At 61.7% G+C, this 20,594-nt stretch carries 31 protein-coding genes and 1 pseudogene; 13 read left to right on the plus strand and 19 right to left on the minus strand.

Translation table 11 applies throughout. From position 1 onward, the window contains the following. Positions 1–14 precede the first annotated feature (14 nt). Together MJ8_RS13530 and MJ8_RS13535 are read right to left on the minus strand one after the other, a co-directional pair. Entirely contained in the window at positions 15–680 is a 666-nt protein-coding gene (locus tag MJ8_RS13530) for a hypothetical protein (RefSeq protein ID WP_201414831.1), read from the minus strand. Positions 681–932: 252 nt separating this feature from the next. Then, positions 933–1,403 carry an Lrp/AsnC family transcriptional regulator gene (locus MJ8_RS13535; RefSeq protein ID WP_201414832.1) on the minus strand — a complete coding sequence of 157 codons (471 nt, stop codon included), beginning with the start codon at positions 1,401–1,403 and terminating at the stop codon, positions 933–935. Between the two features lie 137 nt (positions 1,404–1,540). Here MJ8_RS13535 and MJ8_RS13540 point away from each other — a divergent pair, with 137 nt between their 5' ends. From MJ8_RS13540 to MJ8_RS13550, 3 genes are all read left to right on the plus strand, one after another. Beyond that, the gene (locus MJ8_RS13540) at positions 1,541–2,296 is read left to right on the plus strand and encodes a tryptophan 2,3-dioxygenase family protein (protein WP_201414833.1); all 756 of its coding nucleotides are present in this window, start codon (positions 1,541–1,543) and stop codon (positions 2,294–2,296) included. Between the two features lie 408 nt (positions 2,297–2,704). Beyond that, positions 2,705–3,643, plus strand: a complete 939-nt coding sequence (locus MJ8_RS13545) for an IS110 family transposase (RefSeq protein ID WP_201414128.1) — start codon at positions 2,705–2,707, stop codon at positions 3,641–3,643. Between the two features lie 326 nt (positions 3,644–3,969). After that, positions 3,970–4,392 carry a DoxX family protein gene (locus MJ8_RS13550; protein ID WP_201414834.1) on the plus strand — a complete coding sequence of 141 codons (423 nt, stop codon included), beginning with the start codon at positions 3,970–3,972 and terminating at the stop codon, positions 4,390–4,392. A gap of 94 nt (positions 4,393–4,486) precedes the next feature. On the opposite strand, the gene MJ8_RS13555 is transcribed toward MJ8_RS13550, so the two are convergent. The 5 genes from MJ8_RS13555 to MJ8_RS13575 all read right to left on the minus strand — a co-directional run bounded on the left by MJ8_RS13555 (position 4,487) and on the right by MJ8_RS13575 (position 7,363). Beyond that, positions 4,487–4,792: a hypothetical protein gene (locus MJ8_RS13555; protein WP_201415421.1), complete on the minus strand. Its 306-nt coding sequence runs from the start codon at positions 4,790–4,792 to the stop codon at positions 4,487–4,489. Positions 4,793–4,869: 77 nt separating this feature from the next. Next, positions 4,870–5,139 (minus strand): hypothetical protein, encoded by a 270-nt coding sequence (locus MJ8_RS13560; protein ID WP_201414835.1) that lies wholly within the window; start codon positions 5,137–5,139, stop codon positions 4,870–4,872. Positions 5,140–5,365: 226 nt separating this feature from the next. After that, positions 5,366–5,863, minus strand: a complete 498-nt coding sequence (locus MJ8_RS13565; protein ID WP_201414836.1) for a hypothetical protein — start codon at positions 5,861–5,863, stop codon at positions 5,366–5,368. Between the two features lie 147 nt (positions 5,864–6,010). Next, positions 6,011–6,331 carry a hypothetical protein gene (locus tag MJ8_RS13570; RefSeq protein ID WP_201414837.1) on the minus strand — a complete coding sequence of 107 codons (321 nt, stop codon included), beginning with the start codon at positions 6,329–6,331 and terminating at the stop codon, positions 6,011–6,013. A gap of 261 nt (positions 6,332–6,592) precedes the next feature. After that, a complete protein-coding gene (locus MJ8_RS13575) occupies positions 6,593–7,363 on the minus strand; it encodes a hypothetical protein (RefSeq protein WP_201414838.1) in 771 nt (256 codons plus the stop codon). Between MJ8_RS13575 and MJ8_RS13580 the strand changes: the two genes are divergently transcribed. After that, entirely contained in the window at positions 7,362–7,547 is a 186-nt protein-coding gene (locus MJ8_RS13580) for a hypothetical protein (RefSeq protein WP_201414839.1), read from the plus strand. The two genes, MJ8_RS13575 and MJ8_RS13580, sit on opposite strands and share 2 nt — an antisense overlap. Here MJ8_RS13580 and MJ8_RS32545 read toward each other — a convergent pair. Together MJ8_RS32545 and MJ8_RS13585 are read right to left on the minus strand one after the other, a co-directional pair. Next, positions 7,544–7,666 (minus strand): hypothetical protein, encoded by a 123-nt coding sequence (locus MJ8_RS32545; RefSeq protein WP_263649667.1) that lies wholly within the window; start codon positions 7,664–7,666, stop codon positions 7,544–7,546. The two genes, MJ8_RS13580 and MJ8_RS32545, sit on opposite strands and share 4 nt — an antisense overlap. A 159-nt stretch (positions 7,667–7,825) precedes the next feature. Continuing rightward, a pseudogene (locus MJ8_RS13585) lies at positions 7,826–8,802 on the minus strand (IS1595 family transposase). Positions 8,803–9,040: 238 nt separating this feature from the next. On the opposite strand from MJ8_RS13585, the gene MJ8_RS13590 reads away from it, so the two are divergent. The 3 genes from MJ8_RS13590 to msrA all read left to right on the plus strand — a co-directional run bounded on the left by MJ8_RS13590 (position 9,041) and on the right by msrA (position 10,450). Then, complete coding sequence (locus MJ8_RS13590; RefSeq protein WP_201414840.1) at positions 9,041–9,403, plus strand: hypothetical protein; 363 nt, start codon at positions 9,041–9,043, stop codon at positions 9,401–9,403. Continuing rightward, a complete protein-coding gene (locus MJ8_RS13595; RefSeq protein WP_225248246.1) occupies positions 9,396–9,749 on the plus strand; it encodes a hypothetical protein in 354 nt (117 codons plus the stop codon). The genes MJ8_RS13590 and MJ8_RS13595 overlap by 8 nt, the downstream gene beginning before the upstream one ends. A gap of 179 nt (positions 9,750–9,928) precedes the next feature. After that, entirely contained in the window at positions 9,929–10,450 is a 522-nt protein-coding gene (msrA, locus tag MJ8_RS13600) for a peptide-methionine (S)-S-oxide reductase MsrA (RefSeq protein ID WP_201414842.1), read from the plus strand. Between the two features lie 158 nt (positions 10,451–10,608). On the opposite strand, the gene MJ8_RS13605 is transcribed toward msrA, so the two are convergent. Further along, positions 10,609–10,803 carry a hypothetical protein gene (locus MJ8_RS13605; RefSeq protein ID WP_127235553.1) on the minus strand — a complete coding sequence of 65 codons (195 nt, stop codon included), beginning with the start codon at positions 10,801–10,803 and terminating at the stop codon, positions 10,609–10,611. 169 nt (positions 10,804–10,972) lie between these two features. On the opposite strand from MJ8_RS13605, the gene MJ8_RS13610 reads away from it, so the two are divergent. Then, entirely contained in the window at positions 10,973–11,239 is a 267-nt protein-coding gene (locus MJ8_RS13610; protein ID WP_201414843.1) for a hypothetical protein, read from the plus strand. Positions 11,240–11,256: 17 nt separating this feature from the next. Here the strand turns inward: MJ8_RS13610 and MJ8_RS13615 are convergent, their stop codons facing one another. From MJ8_RS13615 to MJ8_RS13630, 4 genes are all read right to left on the minus strand, one after another. Further along, positions 11,257–11,802 (minus strand): PAS domain-containing protein, encoded by a 546-nt coding sequence (locus tag MJ8_RS13615; RefSeq protein WP_201414844.1) that lies wholly within the window; start codon positions 11,800–11,802, stop codon positions 11,257–11,259. Positions 11,803–12,337: 535 nt separating this feature from the next. After that, positions 12,338–12,778 carry a GFA family protein gene (locus MJ8_RS13620; protein ID WP_201414845.1) on the minus strand — a complete coding sequence of 147 codons (441 nt, stop codon included), beginning with the start codon at positions 12,776–12,778 and terminating at the stop codon, positions 12,338–12,340. 122 nt (positions 12,779–12,900) lie between these two features. Continuing rightward, complete coding sequence (locus MJ8_RS13625; RefSeq protein ID WP_318528212.1) at positions 12,901–13,152, minus strand: hypothetical protein; 252 nt, start codon at positions 13,150–13,152, stop codon at positions 12,901–12,903. 100 nt (positions 13,153–13,252) lie between these two features. Further along, entirely contained in the window at positions 13,253–13,420 is a 168-nt protein-coding gene (locus MJ8_RS13630; RefSeq protein ID WP_095819989.1) for a Thivi_2564 family membrane protein, read from the minus strand. Positions 13,421–13,561: 141 nt separating this feature from the next. On the opposite strand from MJ8_RS13630, the gene MJ8_RS13635 reads away from it, so the two are divergent. The 3 genes from MJ8_RS13635 to MJ8_RS13645 all read left to right on the plus strand — a co-directional run bounded on the left by MJ8_RS13635 (position 13,562) and on the right by MJ8_RS13645 (position 15,766). Further along, on the plus strand, positions 13,562–13,699 hold the full coding sequence (locus MJ8_RS13635) for a hypothetical protein (protein ID WP_201414847.1): 138 nt from the start codon (positions 13,562–13,564) through the stop codon (positions 13,697–13,699). A gap of 94 nt (positions 13,700–13,793) precedes the next feature. Continuing rightward, positions 13,794–13,958 (plus strand): DUF3309 family protein, encoded by a 165-nt coding sequence (locus MJ8_RS13640; protein ID WP_082045228.1) that lies wholly within the window; start codon positions 13,794–13,796, stop codon positions 13,956–13,958. A 584-nt stretch (positions 13,959–14,542) separates the two neighbouring features. Further along, positions 14,543–15,766 (plus strand): anion transporter, encoded by a 1,224-nt coding sequence (locus tag MJ8_RS13645; protein ID WP_201414848.1) that lies wholly within the window; start codon positions 14,543–14,545, stop codon positions 15,764–15,766. Positions 15,767–15,813: 47 nt separating this feature from the next. Here the strand turns inward: MJ8_RS13645 and MJ8_RS13650 are convergent, their stop codons facing one another. Next, positions 15,814–16,404, minus strand: coding sequence for a TetR/AcrR family transcriptional regulator (locus MJ8_RS13650; protein WP_201414849.1), 591 nt, complete (start codon positions 16,402–16,404; stop codon positions 15,814–15,816). A gap of 81 nt (positions 16,405–16,485) precedes the next feature. Between MJ8_RS13650 and MJ8_RS13655 the strand changes: the two genes are divergently transcribed. After that, positions 16,486–17,343, plus strand: a complete 858-nt coding sequence (locus tag MJ8_RS13655) for a crotonase/enoyl-CoA hydratase family protein (RefSeq protein WP_201414850.1) — start codon at positions 16,486–16,488, stop codon at positions 17,341–17,343. Positions 17,344–17,363: 20 nt separating this feature from the next. On the opposite strand, the gene MJ8_RS13660 is transcribed toward MJ8_RS13655, so the two are convergent. Then, entirely contained in the window at positions 17,364–18,443 is a 1,080-nt protein-coding gene (locus tag MJ8_RS13660; RefSeq protein ID WP_201414851.1) for an HPP family protein, read from the minus strand. Between MJ8_RS13660 and MJ8_RS13665 the strand changes: the two genes are divergently transcribed. Then, positions 18,442–18,621 (plus strand): hypothetical protein, encoded by a 180-nt coding sequence (locus MJ8_RS13665; protein WP_201414852.1) that lies wholly within the window; start codon positions 18,442–18,444, stop codon positions 18,619–18,621. The genes MJ8_RS13660 and MJ8_RS13665 overlap by 2 nt on opposite strands. A 184-nt stretch (positions 18,622–18,805) precedes the next feature. Here MJ8_RS13665 and MJ8_RS13670 read toward each other — a convergent pair whose 3' ends face one another. The 3 genes from MJ8_RS13670 to MJ8_RS13680 form a co-directional block, all read right to left on the minus strand. After that, entirely contained in the window at positions 18,806–19,114 is a 309-nt protein-coding gene (locus MJ8_RS13670) for a cupredoxin family copper-binding protein (RefSeq protein ID WP_201414853.1), read from the minus strand. Continuing rightward, entirely contained in the window at positions 19,111–19,635 is a 525-nt protein-coding gene (locus tag MJ8_RS13675; protein WP_140751966.1) for a DUF4142 domain-containing protein, read from the minus strand. Before MJ8_RS13675 ends, MJ8_RS13670 begins: the two co-directional genes overlap by 4 nt. Before the next feature lie 109 nt (positions 19,636–19,744). Next, the gene (locus MJ8_RS13680; RefSeq protein ID WP_225248247.1) at positions 19,745–20,443 is read right to left on the minus strand and encodes an RNA polymerase sigma factor; all 699 of its coding nucleotides are present in this window, start codon (positions 20,441–20,443) and stop codon (positions 19,745–19,747) included. Between the last annotated feature and the right edge of the window lie 151 nt (positions 20,444–20,594).

Genomic DNA, 20,594 nt, shown 5'->3' on the forward strand with positions numbered 1-20,594 from the left:
CAAGTCAAGTGGCGTCAGCAAGCCGCTCGTGGGGAGTTTCCGCAGAAACGGAAACCGCCATCCGAATGGCCGAAGCTGGAGTCATGATGGCCTCCGTGACCGCCGGAACTGCCATTGCCGCCGGAACTGCCGTTCCCCATGGAACCGCCGTTTCCGCCTGTGCCGCCACCATTGCCGGCCGAGCCGCCATTGCCGCCGTTTCCGCCTGTGCCGCCGCCATTGCCCGCCGAGCCGCCATTGCCGCCGTTTCCTCCGGGGCCGCCGCCATTGCCCGCCGAGCCGCCATTGCCACCGTTTCCTCCAGCGCCGCCGCCATTGCCTCCGTTTCCACCGGCGCCGCCGCCATTGCCGGCCGAGCCGCCATTGCCAGTCGAGCCGCCATTGCCGCGGTTACCCCCGTTTCCGCCATTGCCGCCCGCGGAGCCGCCGCTACCCCCGTTTCCGCCATTGCCGCCCGCGGAGCCGCCATTGCCGCCATTCCCACCATTGCCGCCCGCGGCCTGGGCCAGAAGAGCGCGCTTGGCCTCCTGCAGCATGGCTTTCGCATCCATCGGCTGGTGGAGCCCAGCTCTCGACTCCGGCAGGACCGACGCCGCGTGAGTCGCCATGGCAGTCGCCAGCAGCAGGATGGTCGAGGCGAGCAGCGCCGCCGCCGAAGTGCTCCTGAATGGTGCGAGCATACGGCACGCGACCTCGGCATTCGCCGTCGATGCGAAAAACCACGGACGCCCTGCCGACAAGACAGGCTCCGCACCGATTCTGCTTGAGATGATATCAGCCACCCGCGTACCCCCGGGCCCGACTTATAGACCGGTACGAAGCCTGTTCTCCGACCATGCCAGAAAAAGTCAGGGTTCGGCGCGGTGCCCGTACGAGCGGCCTGCGGGGCTCGGTTGGAGGAGGGGCTGCCGGGGTCTCAAAACCCCTTGCGCCTACTCATGCAAGGCACGCGCCGCCGCCTCGGCGAACGAGATGTCGCCCTTGATCTCGCGCATCGCCATCGAGGTCACTGTGCGGCGCACGCCGGGCAGGCGGCTGAGCTCCTCGCGCAGCATGCGGTCGAGCGCCATCATGTCGACGGTGACGATCTGGAGCAGATAGTCGGCTTCGCCCGTGGTGGCGTAGCAGCGGCGGATCAGCGGGTGCTTCTTCACCGCCGCCTCGAACGCGTCCGACACCTCGAAGTCGATTGAAACCTGGATGAAGGCCTCGATGCCGAAGCCCATCCCGGCCGGATCGATGCGGGTCGAATATCCCCGGATAATGCCGGCCTCTTCCAGCGCCTTCACCCGTTTCCAGCAAGGCGTCTTGCTCAAGCCGACCGCCTCGGCGAGTTCGCCGAAGGAGATGCGCGCGTCGCGCTCGAGCGCGGCGACTATTCTGCGGTCGAGGGCGTCCAGCATTATTTGTTCTCCAATATGGCTGAAGAAGTCGATGATCGTCCTTCTTTTCATGCCTTCTGGATAACAGAAAGGAACAATGTTCAAGCCCAAAGCGCTATCCTTACCGCAAGGCCGATCGACCACGAGGAGGATGAGCCATGGACAAGACGGACTACCACGCCCGCATCGAGGCGCCCGAGATGCGCGACTACGGCGTCTATCTGAAATGCGACCGGTTGCTCGCCTGCCAGAAGCCGCTCGCCGAAATGGTCAATGCCGACGAGTTGCAGTTCCAGATCGTGCACCAGGTCGAGGAACTCTGGATGAAGCTCATTGCCTATACGCTGGTCGACGTGCTCGACTATCTGGAAAGGCAGGATACCCACCGCATCGTCACGCTGATGGGCCGCGTGCACCGGCTGATGCGCATGATGACGGCGCAGCTCGATCTGCTGGAAACGATGTCGCCCAAGGAGTACCAGCAGATCCGCCTGCAGCTCGGCAATGGCAGCGGTCAGGAATCGCCAGGCTTTAAGCTGTTGCTGCGGTTGCCGCCGGATCTTTGGCGGGCCTTCAAGCATGCCTATCTCGATGGCCGCGGGCTGACCGTGGAGGGTATCTATGACGAGCAATACGACCACGGCGATTCCTATGTAGTGGCCGAGGCGCTGATCGAATTCGACGAGCTGTTCCAGAAGTTCCGCGCCAACCACCTTTATCTGATCCACCGCTCGATCGGGCTGGGCGCCAAATCGCTGAAGGGCAGGCCGGTGGAAATTCTCGAAGGCGGCGCCCGCCACCGCTTCTTCCCCGAGCTCTGGGACATCCGCTGCGACATGACAGATCGCTGGGGCGCCGAATACGGCACCGTGCGGGACTCGATCAGCCATCCGCGGCAGGCGAAGGCGGGCTGAGCCTTCTTTCTCGCCCCGCGCCAAGCGGGGGATGTGGCTGAAGAGGTTTTCGCAGAGCGCCGACCAGAGAGTTCGCCGCCTGACGTTTGTTCCATCATCGCTGGCGCGGCCCCTTTCCGTGGCGGCTGGCCTTTGGCAATCGCATGCATGGCGCATGAATTGTCCAATGTAGCGCTGGTCGACCCCCACTCCGTCTCGGCTTCGCCGAGCCACCTTGTATCTACACGAGAGAGATTTCGTGGGATTGAAGCGGTTGAGCCAAGGTCCGGCCGGCCAGCCGGACCTTGGCTTGGCGAAGTCGCCCGTACCACCTGAGGTTACAGCCGCGGGAGAGCTTGGGATCTTCGCCTTCGTCACGCACGACCGAACAGTCGCTTGGTTCCAACCGTACGTACAAGGCAGGTTACCGTGAACAGGATCATTTGTGGAGTTGATGTTTCCAAGGATTGGCTGGACGCGCATGTCTGGCCGAGTGGGGCGATAGAGCGCTTCGCCAACGATGCAACGGGGATCGCAGCTCTTTGGCTGTTCTGTCGCAGCCACGGCGCGGCCGTTGCGGTGATGGAGGCATCGGGCGGCTATGAGCGGCTTGGCTTCATGCTTTTGTGGGCGCACGGCATGCCATGCGCCCTGGTCAATGCCAGAAGCGTGCGGCGCTTTGCCGAGGCGATGGGCTATCTGGAGAAGACCGACCGGATCGACGCTGCTGTCATTGCCCATTATGGCGCAGTCAAGAAGACGGCTCCGACCCCACCGCCCAGTAATTCCCAGCAGCGCCTTGCTGCGCTGGTTGGGCGGCTTTGCCAGGTTGTCGGCGATGCCACCATCAACAAACAGCGCAAAAGCGCCGCACGCGATGCCGTGGTATGCGCCAGCATCGAGGCCATGCTGGCCTTCCTCAAGCGCGAAGAGCGGCGTCTGGAAGGCGAGATCGCCTCGATGATCGACGACGATCCACTGTGGGCCAAGCTGGGGTCGGCCTTTCGTTCGCTCAAGGGTGTGGCTGGCCGCACTGTTGCCCGCCTGATGGCCGAGCTGCCCGAGATCGGCCTCATCTCCAACAAGGCCATCACCAAGCTGGCGGGCCTCGCCCCTATCGCCAACGACAGCGGCAGGCGCGCCGGCAACAGGCATGTGCGCGGCGGACGAGCCGGACCGCGTGGCATCCTCTTTGTCGTCGCGGCCATCGTCGCCAAGTTCGATCCGCATCTCAAAGCGTTCGCTCAACGGTTGCAGCAGGCGGGAAAGCCCAAAATGCTCATCCGCATCGCACTCGCCAGAAAACTTCTCGTCATCCTCAACGCAAAAGCACGCGACGCGAGAACCGAGTTCGCAAATGCAACTTGACACGCCAGATAGTCGCTCTCCCCCGATCGATGGGGGAGAGGAAAGGCGCCAAGCTTTTTGCCGTCAACGCTCGTCCGCAAGGCTCCCTTCCTTTCCCTCCGGAGGGGGGAAAGGTGGCGCTGCGAAGCAGCGACGGATTGGGGGAACCACGTGGCAATCAAGCCGAAGCCTGATCAGCCATACCAGTCACAGAAGATGTGTGCATCCCTAGACAAAGTCGGGGAGAGGACAAGGACGCTCGAACAATTTTCCCCACCCCTGTCGGAATCCTCTCCCCGTGCCCGTCCTTGGGGCATCGACCGCTTCAACAACTCGGAGGGACACTCGTGGAAAATACTCAATCGACCTGGCAGACCGTCGCCATTCTCATCTCCCGCCTGATCTTCGCCGTCATGTTCGCGATGGGCGTCGCCTTCAAGCTCATGGATATGGGCGCCACCGCCGGCTACATCGCCGCCGCGGGCTTTCCCTTCCCGCTGTTTCTGGCCTGGTGCGCGGCGATCCTCGAGACGCTGCTGGTGATATCCTTCCTGACCGGGGCCTTCATGACGCCGCTGGCACTGATCGGGGCGGTCTACGTCACCTTCCTGGGCTTCGCCTTCCACGGTCCGTCGCACTGGGCCGGAAACCAGGCCGAGTTCGGCGCCTTCATGTCGCATTTCCCCTTCGCCGCCGGCCTGCTCTACGCCGCCGTGCACGGCCCGGGCAGCGTGCTGGCCCTACGACAGGGCTGGCCGGGCCGGGCGTGATCCTATCTTTCTCCCCGTTCCACGGGGAGAAAGGGCCTCCAATGGGCGATGAGAGGCCGGCGCCCATGGTTCAAGGCAACGCGCCTACCGACCCTCACATCTGGTCGTTATACGGCTCCTTCATCTGCCCGACCATGCGCGCCAGCTTCGAGAAGGACGGCATGTCCGCTTCAGGCTGGCACTGATTGGCGAGCTCGAGCAGCCGGATCGGGAAATTGATGGCGTCGCGGTTCGAGGCCGAGATCGCCTCCGAACGCTCCTCGCCGGTCTCGCCCGCTTCGGCCTTGCGCAACGCGATGTCGATTTCCTCGACCGTGAGCACGCCTTTCTTGACGAGCACTTGATTGATCGCGGCGACGGCCATCAGCAGGCCTTCGAGCTGGAGATTGGCGACATTCATAGTGCTTCCTCCCATTAACCTCGCCTCAAGAACGCACGAGCGGCGTTTCCGATCCGAGCGGGGGAGGCCAGCGCCGGCTAAGCCTCCAACCACCGCTCGCCATATTCGCTCCAGAGCTGCCTGATCTCGCGATTGCCGAGCGGCGGCGTCTGGCGGTCGCTATAGAAGACGGCGACGGCGCTGAGGTCGTATTGGCCCTCGGCCTGGGCGATGAAGCGGATCGCTTCGCCGAGTGGTCTTGAATGGAAGATCGGATCGGCCTGGCCTCGACCAAGGCTGCGAACGCCCGAAATGCTTGCAGGCACATGCCGCATCCGAAAAACGGATGCCATGGCAGGTCTGTCCATGCTGCTCTCCGCGATTCTCTGCGGGAATGATCCCATAAGCTCCGGCTAATGACCAGCCCGACACAACCGGGCTCAATAAGAGGGCAGGGACGGCATAACGTTGCGACGAAGAGACCTGGACAGAAAGGCCGGGCGCAATGCCCGGCCTTTCTTTTCGCGCGGCCACCCAAGCAGCCTGCGCTCACTACTTTGTACGGTCGTGGCTGTACGGCCCCGGCCGGAAACCTCACCTGTGCCAGCGACGCAGCCAGTCCGGCTCGGGATCGGAATTTCGGCTGATCGCCATGCCTGCCAGCAAACCGACCAGGCCGCCGATCAGCATTGCCGTCGAAAAGGTGCCGGGGTTCTGCTGCACCGTTTCCGAAACGCTATGCGCCTGGTTACGCAACTGGCTCGCCGCGCGCGACGCGCGATCGGAGGCGCCGCTATAGAGGGTCGAGGCACGATCGGCCGCGCTTCGGTACCAGCCCTGCGCGGTCTCGGCGGCATCCTCGGCCTGTTCGGCGAGCGCGCGGTTCAGCCGGTTCACCTCGCGCTTCAATTCCGCAACCTGTTTCTTCATGGCATCTTCCGACGCCTTCGAGGAGCGCGTGTTGCCGCGCGAGGCGGCGTTGCGAGAGGCACCGGTCTTGCGCGAGGCTGCGCTGCGTCTAGGCTCCGAACTCGTTGTCGACGTCCCGGTGCCGTTCGCCGCGCTGCCAGTCGTGCTGTCGTTGTCTGCCATGGGTTTTCTCCTTTTCGCCCGTGAAACGAGTGGCAAGCCGCATGGTTCCCGCCTGAAACGTCCGAAGGGCCGAGGTACTAACCCGCCCACGAGCAATGGCCGCGGAGTTAGCTCCACGGCCATTGCGCGACGTAAGGGACCAAAGGCTTACTTGCCGCAATTCTTGTCGTTGACGTTCGGCTCCGTGCCGGCGGTCGAGTTGTTCGCATCGCCCACGGCGCCCTGCGGGCTGTTCGGGCAGTTCTTGTCGGCGTTCGAATTCATGTCGCCGCCGCTGATACTGCCGGTTGTGCCAGTGTCCGGCGGGCCCATCTGGTCAGGCGATGGCGTGGCCGGCGTCTTCGGGTCGACGGTGATCGTCTGGCCGCTGCCGCCGCCATTGTTTCCGTCGGTGCCAGCGGTCTGGCCCATCGCCGCCGTGGCGAGACCGATCGTCAGGGCCGAAGCTGCAAGGATCTTCATAAGCATGATCTTCTCCTCTGTGCGAGACGGTTCGTCTGTCGCGTTGCGACTAAGGGTGGAACCCGTCGGACCAAGGTTGGTTCCGACAAATTTCCACCGGTTTCGGCGCACGTCTCGATCCATGGCTGTTGCGCGAGGCGCACCTCGCCTATGGGGCCGGTGAGGCGGGTTTTCGAAAAGATAGGAAAATTTGCCTAATTATATACTTGACGTACCAAGGGAAATTTTCCTATGATTCATGCCGACAGGCCGGCGCACGCTTCTAAATCACTTACAATAGGGGGTGATGAATTTTTCCAAGGCGTTGAGCGTCTGCGAGACGACCTTCGACATATTCGCCAGCGTTGGGATAACAGGCTGGTTCTCGAAAACGGCTCCCTGTGGGAAGCGTATTTCGACGGACGTGCTGAAATTGTTTTGCATGGAGATTGGAACGCCGGATTGGATAACTGTCATTGGGCCGTTCGCATCCCATCCGGCACCGCAGTTTCTCATGACTATTCCGCCGGCCCTGAGGTTGATGTTGTCGATGTTCATGACCGTCACGGTCGGCAGGAAGTCATTGTGCTTATTATCGTTGCAAAGGCTGGTGACGGCCCAAAGATCGAGGTTCGTATCCCTGCAAGGTTCTATTTCTTTCGCGATAAATTTCGCGGCATCGGGGAAGGCCTTATGTACCGCAGGATAATTGGGGGAGGTTTCAAGGTCTTTCCGTTCTTGCGCAAAGGGGAAATGAACCTTCTTTGCAGGCCCGACGCATTGGACGGCATTGTTCATCCAGTAGTCGAGCGCTTCCCTAAGATTGTTGACGGCGTCACCCATGATCGCGCCAAAGTGCTCTTTGATTGGCTCTTTGGGAGTGAAGGTCAGTGCAAAACAATCCGGCTGAGCCAAGAGAACGTGGCTCCGGTGCAGCCCATTGCGAATTTCATAGAGATCACGGCTCAAGGGGGAGGAATCCCGCATAAGAGCATTAATATGGCTTTCGGCCCTTTTGACCTTTAGCCTAGGGTTTTTCATAACCTCGGAAAGTTTCATGGCGGAATCCCGCAAAGACAAGGACCAGGAAAAAGGCGACGAGGTTTTGCGCCGCCTTTTGAATACGCCGCCGGACCATAGGACGGCCAAGAAGCCGGTTAACCGGCCATTAACCAAGAAGCCTGCAAAACAGAAACCGGGCGGCAATCCCGCGAAGAACAACCGCCCGGAAGAAGACGGCTAGGCCGCCTTTATTTTTTTGATCGTGCGAACAATGTGCGTGTTGGGTTTGCTTTGCGCGGTTTTCACCGACGTAAAGCGGCCCGTCACGGCACTCTGGCCGATCTTGTAGGTCTTGCTCATGCGTATCACCTCCTTTCTCGGGCAGTGGCCCGCCTTGGAGGTGTGCCCGTGAGGTGTGGTGACGACCGAATCACAAGACCGGCAAAATAATGATGAAACACCTACTCGGAGTCGAGACGGCGTTTCTTGAGTAGTCGAAGAAGCTTGCGGGCCTTCTGCTTAGGCGTGATCGGCTTCACCAATCCGCCGATAGGTGAGGCGCTTGTCGCGGGCCATGCGAAGCAGATCGGCGGCGCGCTCTACATCAGAGATTTTAGGGCAGCGCGGCGGTTATAGCGGAAATCGAACTCGGCAAGGTAGCGGTGTAAATGGGCTTCGCCGCAGTGCTGATAGACGCCGATCATGCCGCGCTTGAATACTGAGAACACGTTCTCAATCGTGTTGGAATGGATAGTCTCCTCGCCTTCATAGCGAACATATTCGCCCTGCGCATGGTTGGTCGTCTTGTGCGAGGCGTATTCCTCGCCGGTGCGGGTGTAGAGGCGCGAAGCGTCGGTGTAGAGGATCGACTTGCGGTCAACGTTGCGCACCAGCACTTCGCGCACGGTTGAAGCGGTGGCGTCGTTCAAGTGGAACATGCGGACCTTGCCGCCGCGCTCGACAAGGCCGACGACGGTGCGCTTCTGGTTACCGCCAGATTTGAGATAGGGACGACCTTTGCGCTGAGGCGACGGCGTGCGCGGCGTCTCGCGCTTTCCGATGTAGGTTTCGTCGGCTTCAACGGTCTTGCCTTCGCCGCCAATCGGGCCGGATGACTTAACGTCTTCCTTCATGGCTTCGCGAATGCGATGCGCCATGAACCAAGCGGTCTTGTAGGTGACGCCAAGCATACGGTGGAGCTGGTGAGCCGACATGCCTTTCTTGGACGAGGCATAGAGATGCGAAGCAAGCACCCACTTGTTGAGCGGGATTTTGGAGCGCTCGAATACGGTCCCGACAGTCACGGAAAAGGGCTGGCGGCATTCGTTGCACTTGTAGACACCGGGGCGCGTGGACTTACCGGCAAGCTTGGTAATGCGCTCCGGACGAGCATTGCCGCAATGAGGGCAGAACGGACCATGCGGCCAGTGGATGGCTTCCAGATGTTCGCGGGCCTTGTCGGCGTCGTGGTAAATCTCGGCGGTCAGATCGAACATTGCGGTAACTCCTTGGGTTTGTTATCGCAAATTCACTCTGGTGCGTCAAGTATATAATTAGGAAAATTTGCCTATACCCCATTGCCGGGTGAGGGCAGCTCTGCTATTATTTTCCCCATGGTGCTGATTTGCGCCAACGGCCCGCCGCAAGGCGGGTTTTTTGTTTCTAAGCACCGGCGGAACCGAGGGCGCGAAGGAACGCCGCCTTATCCATCCGCGTGCAACACAGAGGCCCCCAATGCCACGCTACGCCACCATCGTCATCGCCGATGACGGCGCCGAGATCGTCAGCGCCATCGGCGAATTCGAGAGCGCAAGCCTGCCGCAGACCTCGAGCCACGTCGAGCAGGTCGCGCCCGGCGTGCGCATCGGCATGGTGCGTGGCGGCACGGTGGATGCCGTCGCCGGTTTCGGCTTTGCGCCCCAGGGCCTTCGCCCCTCGGCAGCCCGCGCTGCCATCGCGACGCTGAAGGCAATGGCCGAGCCGGCGGCCGGGTCCGCCAAGCCGGCACGCTCCAAGCCGCGCAGGAAACCTGCGCGCAAGGCCCGCAAGGCGAAGGCTGCAAAGGCCGCCTCATCCGATGCGGCAGCTCATGGCTGACGAAAACAAGACCGCGCGGCGCAAGCCCGCTGGGGCGAAGCGGGCAGGGCGAAAGCCGCAGGCTCCCCGCGGCGATGCCGCTTTGCCCGGCCGCCCAAAGCGCTCGCGAAAGACGCTCGGCGACGACTTCGCCGCCGCGCTTCGCGCCGACTTCCGCGCCCATGGCGCCGGCGTCATCGCCGCGGTGCGCGCCGAAAAGCCCGACCAGTATCTGAAGGTCGTGCTGACGCTGCTGCCCAAGGATTTCTCGGAAAGTGTCGATGTCAGTCAAACCATTGTCGAGCAACTTTCAGACATTGTGTTCGAGGTGGTGGTGCGTAGATTCCGATCGGCACGAGAGGAATAGCAGAGATGTTCTGAGGGCAGCCTTGCTCCATGTGATTCTTAATCCGACATTTTTGAGCGCCCTCATGAAACATTCCACCTTTGCCTGACGAAAGCTATCTTGCCTTCGCCAGGCGCCTGCGCGGCTGGAAGAGGTGCACCACAGCGCCTACATATGGAGCAATCCAAAGGAGGTATGACATGGCTTCTTCCACCGAGCGCGCGGTACTGGCCGGCGGCTGCTTCTGGGGTATGCAGGACCTGATCCGGCGGCTGCCCGGCGTGATCTCAACGCGAGTGGGCTACAGTGGCGGTGATGTCCCCAACGCCACCTACCGCAACCACGGCACCCACGCCGAGGCGATCGAAATCATCTTCGACCCGGCCAGGACCAGTTTCCGCACGCTGCTCGAATTCTTCTTCCAGATCCACGACCCGACAACGAAGAACCGCCAGGGCAACGACATCGGCATGAGCTATCGTTCGGCGATCTACTATACCAGCGACGAGCAGAAGCGGATCGCCGAGGACACGATCGCCGACGTCGACGCGTCCGGCCTGTGGCCCGGCAAGGTTGTCACCGAACTTGCCCCGGTGGGCCCCTTCTGGGAAGCCGAGCCCGAGCACCAAGACTATCTCGAACGCTATCCCAACGGCTACACCTGCCACTTCGCGCGGCCGGGGTGGAAGCTTCCGGTCCGCCAAAAGGCTGCCGCATCATAGATCGGCAGCGAGGCTATCGCATTTAGCCTTGGTCTCCGAATTCAAGCCCGCCATGCCTAAGAGGTATGGCGGGCTTTTTTGCGTTCAGGATGTATCGCTCCGGGCAAATCCCGCACGGAAACCCACGGTGCGCATCGTCCGAATTGCCTTGGGCAGGCTCAGCCCTTGGCGCGGCGGCCTTCGTGTTCGTGGCTGCCGATCCAGTGGGCGCGGATGCGGTCACTGGCTTCGAGATAAGCCATGTCGATCAGGTAGGTTAGCAGCTTTTCGCCATCGGCTTCGGCCTTCTGGCGAAGTTCCCGCAAGATCCCCTGCGCAAACTGCAGGTTTTCCATTTTGCTAGGCTGGTCCATGGGTTCCCCCCAAATGTATGCGCGGTAAGTTTGGCTCACTATGCTTGTATGAAGATTGTGGCCGCGCTCGCGGCGAAGCTGTACCCGGTTGCATCGATGCCCGATCGACGAACCCGTTGGACATTGAGCGGAAATGTCGATATTTTACGCGCCCAATCGGATAGCGACCATGCACGAAGACGAGGGCAGCACTCCTGACAAGTTGCAAGCCATGCTTGACGTGATTGCCAGGAGCGGGGCTTCGACCGAGAGCGGCCAGGCCGATTTCGGTCGGTTGAGAGCCGATGCCGCCAAGGCCGCCGGCGTGCTGATCGAATTTTACGGCGATGCGGCCCTGGAACGGGCCAAACTCATCGAGCGCCGGTCGCCCCAATCCCACTTCGCGCGCATGGTCACGGCTGAAGTCGGTAGGCGCGGCAAGCGAAGCCAGCCTTGAAACGTTGGGAGGCGGCCTCAGGACGATCTTCGCCTCCCCAGTCTTCTATCGAGCCGCTGCTCGACCTCTTCCTCGATATTATCCAGAAGGTAGGACATCAGGTCGTGTCCGATCGATCGCGCTATGTCCCTGGCCTGCCCGACATGGTTGTAAATCTCGCGCAGTGCCTGTTCCTCGCACGCGGCATCATTCGTCAGATCGACGAACCAGCCAGGATAGAGGGCCGCCTCGCCCATCCCGTCGACGTAACATTGACCGACGGCCAGGATCTTGCGCAAACCCATCTTCTCGGAACGGACCCTATAGACCTCTCTGAAGCTGGACCTGCGCTCCACAGCCTTGCGGATAGCCAGCCGAACCCTTGAGCGGTCGTCCTGATCGATGCTTTGCATGCATCGCTCCAGCGACGCGCCGTGGGAGAATTCGTCGAGTGTCAAACCGAAATAATCTGAAAGATTAGCATCGCCATAGACACGGTCACGCTTGATGTCCCAGGTCCAGAACCCGTCTATCGGTGGATACCGCATATGTAAGCTGCGGCCGTGTTCAGGCGCCAACGTCATGAAAACCGCCCCGTCCGGTTTCAAGATTCGACAGTACTATGTAACAAAAGCGAGAAGAAACAAAGATGGCCTTTTGTACGAGGCCTGAAGTCATAGCGCTTGCCGATCATGGCAATTCAAGCGTCATGTTCGCTATAACCGGAAGCAGTAGTGATTGAAAATTCGTGAGCCGAAAGAATTTTTTACCATGGTAATGCAACTGCAGCTTGTATTCAAGGGATAAGCATCGCGAATGACGGGGGAAGCAATATCGAAGGTTGTATTTCTGCGGGAAACATGGTTGAAAATTCTTATATTTTGTAAGATCGGTAAAACCTCTGTGCCTGAGACCATGCCGGCGACGACTCACATTTTACCACGTTCAAAGAGCTAACCGCAGCTGACTGGCTGGCAAACCGACAGCCGCTTGAAAAGCAGACTTCGAGGAAAGTCCGCGCCCGTCAATCGGCAGTCAAGCGCTTTTTCGGACTGCACGGTGGCAGCCGCTGGACTGAAGGTCGTTGTCGCACCGGCCAAAGTCTGCCAAGAGCCCGACCTAGGCTGACCTTTGTTGTGGCTCCGCGCCGGGTTCATCGCCTGCGGCTGGATCATCAGCGACCCGATCATGCTCGAACTGACGCGCTCCGGGCAGGGGTCGCAACCAGGGCTCACGGCGTCCGATCCAGAGTTCGTAGCTCGGCACCAACCCTTCGGTGGGCGCAACGTCAAGGCTGCCGATCGTGACCTCGGCCTCGTCATCGCCGACGAACGGAACGCGGCTTCCGCAACAGGGGCAAAAACTTCGAGTCCCGTAGCTGCTGGTGATGCCGGTGGTCTCGAACGCCCGTAGCGGCCATACGGCGTAGGCATGGAAGGCCGATCCGCTTGTCTTGCGACAGTCCTTGCAGTGACAGAGGCCGACCCGGAGCGGTTCGCCAGTGACGCGGAACCGCACGCCGCCACACAAGCAACTGCCGCTGCGCGCGATTTCAGACATGGCCGTTCCTTCCTGCGGTTACGCGCGGAGGCAAACATCTCTCACGCCCGGCAAGCCCGACTGCCGGCTGCTAAAACCCACAAGACGTTCCAATGGTTCCGCACAGGCCCAAGAAGCAAGGGTCAATCGGGAAGGTTGATCGGCTCCTCGCACCGATAGAGGCGGCACCCGCCGTCCTTGGTCGGAACCGTTGTCGGGACTGGCACTTCCGGCCAGTCGCACTCGTTGCCGAACTGCCGAACGAACCTGTCATAGGTGTTCGGACCCGTGGTCAAGACTGCGGCATGATCGCTCTTGAACAGCGCCTGCGTCTGCGCGCAAGTCATCGCGCGCGTGTCGGGCCTGGCATAGGCGGCGCTGGAGCTGCATAACATTGTGCCGGCCCACAATATTCTGCCCGCGGTAAATGCGATCGACTGGGTTCTCATCGGCCACCGGCATCGAAGTTTCCCGGGTGTCGAATATGGATCGCGGCTAGAAGACCGCAAGGTATTTGAGCAGCGAAATGATACCGATGATGATGACGATGATCTGCGCGATCTGGCGCGCACGGGCGTCAAGCGGCAGGCGTTGTACGAGATAGAGCACCAGGATCACCACCAGGAACGTGATCAGGATGCCGATAAGAACCGATGCGCCCATAGGCCTGCCTCCGTTTGCCAAGGTTGCCCAGATCAGGCTGCCCCAAACGTTGTGGACGCGAAAATGGTTCCATGAGCGCGAAGTGGAACAGGGACTTGGCGAGCGCGTTGTGCAGCATCTTTGAATATTAGGGATGATAATATGAAGGACGTGTTCAGCACTGCTACTGTTATTGCGTCGATCGCCATCGCAATCGCCCTTATGTTTTTGGTCCCCATCAAGCTTGAGGCCAACCCTGGGCAGCCGATGGTTTCGTCTTACTCGGCCAGCCCCGAGTAGAATCGGCCCGGAGGTGAGCGGAACATGCGCGCCGCTTGCGAGTTGAGTTGGTCATAACGGCACCGGGTTCGCGCTTCAGAAAGAGGAAAAGGCCATGGGTCTCGGCACAATTCTTATCATCATTCTTATCCTTGCTCTGCTTGGCGGCTTTAGCGGCATAGGCGGGGGGCCTTTCTATGGCACTGGCTACTATGGCGGCGGCGGTTTGGGGCTGGTTCTTGTTATTGTCATCATTCTGGTTGTGCTCGGACGGATTTGATAGTCGTCCAGCGCATCCCTCAGCTTCTCGCCAGGTGCCCCAAGCAGCTCGGGCGGCGAGAAGCACATCGTAGCCGAGCACGCTTTTTCGCGCTCAGACCGCCCCGCGCGGTAACCCTGGAAGCAGTGGCTACGGTACCCCGGCAACCGCTTGCCGGAGCCGGCTAGCTCTCCCGCCCGCTGCATTCGAGGCAGACGATGCTGTGTCCCGGACAACTCGCCCGATGGGTGCCTTCCGGGCAGCAATGGCCGTTCGAGCTCAGCCAGCGCGCGCAAACGAAAACCTTCTTGGCCCCGTGACAGCGGGAGCATTCCTGCGAACGCATCAATTTCTCCCCCGACGGGACGCGATGCTCCGCTTCAACGACCGTGTTCATCCGTTTAGTCCCCAACGCCTGGATTATCGGTCACATAGGTTATTCACTATTCTTTACATTAGGGTTTATGAATGTGAAAGCCACGAAAACGTCATCCGCTTTCGCGCCCTTGCGCGCTTTCTCTTTGCCTCGCCCTTGCTAAAAGTGATGCGCGTCCATGCGCCGGCAGATTCTGGCGAACAGCGCAGGCAACGGGAACCTTTTTCGCATGACGTGGACTGGCGCGGGCGCATTTTTCATCCTGGTGGCCACCTATGCCGGTGTGGCCGTCGGCCGCATTCCGGGCCTGCGCATCGACCGCGCCGGCATCGCGCTGCTGGGTGGCGCCGCCATGATCGCCATCGGCGCGATCGGCATCGAGGACGCCTATAAAGCCATCAACTTCGACACCATCACGCTGCTGCTCGGCATGATGATCGTGGTCGCGCATCTGAAGGTTTCGGGAGCGTTCCGCGCGCTTGGCGGCTTCGCCATCGAGCATGCCCATGCACCATTCATGCTTTTGGTCATGGTGACGCTGTTGACCGGCGTGCTCTCTGCCTTCCTGGTCAACGACGCGATCTGCCTGGTGATGGCGCCGATCGTCGTCCACGTCACACGGGTCATCAACCGCAACCCGGTGCCTTACCTCATCGCCACCTGCACGGCCTCGAACTGCGGCAGCGTCGCTACCATCACCGGCAACCCGCAGAACATGGTGATCGGCGCGCTGTCTGGCATTTCCTATCCGGCCTTCACGCTGGCGCTCGCGCCGGTGGCGCTGTTCGGCCTGCTCTGCGTCATTGTCATTGTGCGCGTCGTCTACCGCGCCGAGTTCTCCCGGCCCGCCGAGCTCAGCCCGGCAGTCTATCGCGGCCGCATGCTGCCTGGGCAGGTGCTGAAGGCGACCATCGTCTGCGTCCTCTTGGCGCTAGCCTTCTTCGCCGGCGTTCCCGTCGCCAAGGCGGCGCTGATTGCCGGCGCCTTCCTGCTGGTCACCCGGGCAATCAAGCCGCGGCGCATCTACCGGGAGATAGACGGGCCGCTGCTGTTCATGTTTGCCGGCCTGTTCGTGGTGATGGCAGGCGCCGAGCGCACATTGCTCACGCCCGACATGATCGCTTGGGCGAAGAATATCGGCCTCGACGATGTCTGGCGGCTCTCCGGTTTCACCGCGGTGCTTTCCAACATCATGAGCAACGTGCCGGCGGTGCTGGCGCTCAGGCCCTTCATTCCCGGCTTGGAGAACCCAGAGCGCGCCTGGCTGGTCGTGGCGATGAGCTCGACGCTTGCCGGCAATTTCACGCTGCTCGGCTCGGTCGCCAACCTGATCGTCGCCGAGCAGGCCAAGGCGGCCGGCAAGGAGCTTTCCTTCTCGGCCTTCTTCAGGGTCGGCCTGCCGCTGACGTTGGTGACGCTTCTCGCCGGCACCGCCTGGCTGGCCTTGTCCTGAAGACCGCCTCTCTGACCGCTACAATCGACGCGCCGGGAGCGTCACGCTCAAGCTTCGTGCTTGCCCGCCATCCTCGCCCGGATCAGCGTCGCGGCGGCATGGCCGGCGGCGTTGATGTAGTCGGGATTGTGATGGATCAGCATGCTCGAAAAGGCGCCGTCCATCAGAAGCACGATCTCGCGCGCCAGCATCTTCGCTGCGCCGATATCGTGGCTTGAAAGTGCGCTGGCCAGCCATTTTTCGAAATTGGTCTTGTGGCGCGCTCCGGCCTTCACCGCCGGGTGCCCTGGCGTCGCCGCCAACTCTGCCGCCGTGCGCAGAAAACCGCAGCCCTTCCATTTGGGGTGGCGCGCTACCCGCGCCAGATTGGTGAAGATTGCTGCCACCTTTTTATCCGCGCCGCCTTCGGCCGCATCGAACCAGCCGGCCATCTGCTCGAGATTGGGTTGATCGCGGCCGTCGAGATAGGCCGCGATCAGATCGTCCTTGCTCTTGAAATGGTAGTAGAGCGTGCGCTTTGTGAGCCCGGCCTTCTCGGCCACCGCATCGACGCTGACGCGGCCGATGCCTTCGGCATAGAACAGCCTGGTCGCCGCGTCGACGAGACGTTTTCGGGTGGGGTTGGTGTTTTCACTCATCCGATAAGTATACCGACTAGTGAATATACAAGCAATCGAAAGCCTGCTCCTTATCGGCCGAACTGCTGGAAAGGATAAGTCATGACCGACCTTGTGCTGAGCGAGATGCGCGATCGCGTCGCAATCCTCACCCTCAACCGCCCCGACAAGCTGAATGCGCTGAACTACGCGCTGATCGACCGGCTGCTTTCGCTCCTCGACCGGATCGAGACAGAAGATGGCGTGCGCGCCGTCATTCTTACCGGGGCAGGGGAGCGGGCTTTTTCCGCCGGTGCCGATATTCACGAATTCTCGTTGGGCGTGGCCGAAGGCGCCGATGTCGCGCTGCGCGATTTCGTGGCGCGCGGCCAACGCCTGACGGCGCGGCTGGAGGCCTTTCGCAAACCCGTTATCGCCGCCGTCAACGGCCTGGCTTTCGGCGGCGGTTGCGAAATCACCGAAGCGGCGCCGTTGGCGATCGCCAGCGATCGCGCGCTGTTCGCCAAGCCGGAAATCAACCTCGCCATGCCGCCCACCTTCGGGGGCACGCAGCGGCTGCCGAGGCTTGCCGGGCGCAAGCGGGCCCTTGAACTGCTTTTGACCGGCGAGGCGTTTTCGCCGCACCGCGCCGTCGAGCTTGGCCTTGTCAACAAGGTCGTGCCACATGCCGAATTGATGCCGCAGGCGCAGGATCTCGCTCGGCGCATCATTGGCCATTCGCCGGCTGCCGTCACCGCTATCCTCACCGCAGTCACCCGCGGCATCAATCACAGCATTGCCGAAGGCTTGCTGGTCGAGGCCGAGCAGTTCGCGCGCATGGCCCCCACGACCGACCTGCGCGAAGGGCTGAGTGCGTGGATCGAGCGGCGCAAGCCGGTCTATGACGGCGCATGGACGCATGTCACCCGGCCGGCTGACACTAAAGGAGCGATGGCTCGATCGAATGGCGAGCGGGGATAGGGCCGGTGATTGATCTGGCTCTATGCCACCGCTTTGAGCGGCGCCGGTGCCTGGACGCGCGCGGCCGCCGCCAGCAGGTCGGTCTGGGTGATCAGTCCGAGGATATGCTGCTCGCCATCGACGATCACCACGGCGTGGCTGCGGCCGTCGGTCAGCACCGGCAGGAGGCTCATCGCCGGCGTTTCGGGCGATGCCGTTCCGGCTTTCGACATCACTCCTTTCACGGTGTCGGTCGCTCGTATCAGCTCGCGCAAGCCGACCGCGCCGGTGAGACGGCCTTTCGTGTCGACTACAGGCAGGGTGCGGATGTTGTGGTCTATGAGCTGTTTGCGCGCCTCGTCGGCGGAGGCCGTTTCGGTCACCGAGATCACATCGCGGGACATGATGTCCCGGCAAAGCAGCGTGCGCTGCGAACGCACCATCGCCTGCAGTTCGACCTGCCGCAGCAGGCGCTCCAGGTCGTCACGGTCGATGTCGAAGGTCTCGTCGAGCGCCGAGAGGGCTGCGTCGACATCCTCGGGCCGGAAGCCGACGCGTTCTGCCGGCGGCCGGTCGGCGGTGCCGTGCCCGCTGGCGGCGGGCACATGCACATGCGGATAGTTGCGCCGAGACAGCTTGTGGAAGAGGAAGCCGAGCGCCACCAGGATGGTCGAATTCAGCGCCACCGGCACGAAGGGAAACAGGAAGCCCGCGGCGGCAACCGCCGGTCCGCCTAGCACTCCGGTAAGCGCCGCGGCACCTCCCGGCGGATGCAATGAGCGCGTGAACGACATGGCGGCGATCGCCAGCGCTACGGCAAGGCCGGAGGCTATCACCGTGTCATGCACGAAATGCGCGACCGTCACGCCGACCAGCGCCGAAATCGTGTTGCCGCCGACGATCGACCAGGGCTGCGCCAGCGGGCTCGACGGAACCGCAAAGAGGAGCACGGCGGAAGCGCCCATCGGTGCGACCAACATGGCCACAAGCGGGCCGCTGCCCATGGCCAGCCCGCTGATCATCCCGGTAAGTGCGATGCCGATGGTCGCGCCGATACAGGCAAGCAGCCGTTCGCGAAGCGTCGCGCCGGCGAGGATCGGAACGAAGAGGCGAAACGCCATGGCAGGTCCTGTCGAACGAGAATTTCGTGCTGCCGGCAATGCCGTCAAAGGTGTCGGTTGGAAAGCCAAACCAATCCGCTTCGTCGATGCTGGAGGAAATATTATTGCGCGATACGGAAGCCCGTGGCGTGTCGCCAACGGCCTCGACTTTGCCAATTGCGGCAGAGCTTTGGTGTGATCTACGGGCTCCATTCGGCAACTTGCCGGCAAGATGTCGTTTATTCCTCGAAACGACCGTGCGATATGGCGGCCTACGGCGACCGCAAGCAGGTAGCGCCGACGTCAGAACGATCGCTGCTAATAAAACAGAGCGAGGCACTGCGCGCCTCGCTCTGTTTACGGCTGGCCCAGGCAATGGAAGATCAAGGCGCTACGTCGATATGACCCTTCATGTTGGGATGGAAGCGGCAGAAATAGTCGACCGCTCCCGCAGTCTTCAGCGTGACCTTGCTCTTCGACTTTGCCGGGATCATCACATCCCAGCCGCCTTTGACTGTCGCGGTGTGGGCGAGGATGTCGTTGTTCGCCCATTCGATCGTATCGCCGACCTTGGCCTGGACGCTTGCCGGCGAAAAGACCAGTTTGTCGATCGTCACCTCGATGGTCGCCGCGAAGGCCGGCGACGCGAAGAGCGCCGTCGCCAGCACAGGCGCAAGAAGCAGCACCCTCATTTCAGCATGCCGGCGACATGTTCGGCATGCTGCTCATGCCCCTGGAAGATCTTGAGGCCGGTTTCCAGCAGGCTCTTCAATTCGGCATTGCTGGCCGAAGGGATGAGCAGGGTTTCGAGGGCACTGTCGACCTGCTTGTGATAGGCCACTTCGTTCTCGATATAGGCCTTGTCGAAGGCTGCCCCCTTCAGCTTCGCCAGCTTGGCGTGCTCCTCCTTCGCGGCCTTGGCCAGCGCCTTGCTGGTGTCGTTGTCCTCGGGTGTGACCTTCAGCTTCTTCACAAGGTCGAGCGCCTGCTTGTTCACCGCCTCGTGGTCGCGCTCCATGTCCTTGGCGAAGTCGACGATCTCCTTGTTTTTCGACTTCTTGATCGCCAGCTTGGCCGCTTCGATGTCGATCGTGCCGGCCGTATAGGCGATGTGGGCAATCTGAGGATCGGTGGGCTTTTCGGCGGCTAGCGCCAGCGGCGCCGTGCTCACGAAGAAAAGTGCGGCGAGGGTGGCGGTCGATCGCATAAACATGGCATCTCCTTCGCCCGGCGGCGCTGGCCTCGGGCTTCATCTGGTGTTGACTGCCATTGGATGCAGGTCGGAACGAAACGTTCCCGGAAAAGGTCTGGGAGGATCGAAATCAGGGCTCGAATCCCAGCCGTCTCATCACCGCCTGCGTCAGCCGCTCGCAGCGCCGGCCGGCGAAGGGGAAGGCGTCGAGCAGCACCGGGCCAATCTCGTCGTCCAGCGCCTTTCGCACCAGCGCTCGCGCCCGGTGCAGCCTGGTCTTCACCGTCTCGGGTTTCAGCCCCAGCAGGTCGGCGGTTTCCTCGATGCTGAGGCCCTCGATGACACGGGCGACGAAGACGGTGCGGTAGACATCGGGAAGGCTGTCGGTCGCCCGTTCGACAAGCCCGAGGATCTGCCGCTGCGCCATCGTTCGCTCCGGATCGTCACCTGGATTCAAGCCGTTTTGGTTCAGGGGAAACCGGATGATCTGCGCTTCCGGATTTCCGGACACCGCCGCGATGCGCTTGCGCTTTCGCAGCCGGCCGAGCGCTTCGTTGATGACGATGCGCGACAGCCAGGTCGAAAGCGAGGCCGCGCCGCGAAAGGCATGGAGGCTGGTGAAGGCGCGCATATAGGCTTCCTGCAAGACGTCTTCGGCCTCCGCATCATTGCGCACGACGCCGCGCGCGATGCGGTAGAGCCGCTGGTTATGCGTCTTGATGATGGCGCGGAACGCGTCAGGATCGCGCGCAAGCGCCCGGCGCACCAGTACCATGTCGCCGGCCTCGACCGGGCCGACCTCGGCGGCTTGCATGGCACGCTTTCTCATCTCGTCCCGATCTCCCGGCAGTCGTTACATCCGCATTGGATGCGCCTGCCGGTAAAAGGTTCCCGGGTTGGTTGCGCGGCCCATGCTACCGCTTCGGCCGAGGCCTGTCTGCCGCTTCCGGTCTGCCGCTCTATGGAAGCTTTCGCCGATC

Origin of the sequence: Mesorhizobium sp. J8, from assembly GCF_016591715.1 — a bacterium.
In the GTDB taxonomy this organism is placed as follows: Bacteria; Pseudomonadota; Alphaproteobacteria; order Rhizobiales; family Rhizobiaceae; genus Mesorhizobium.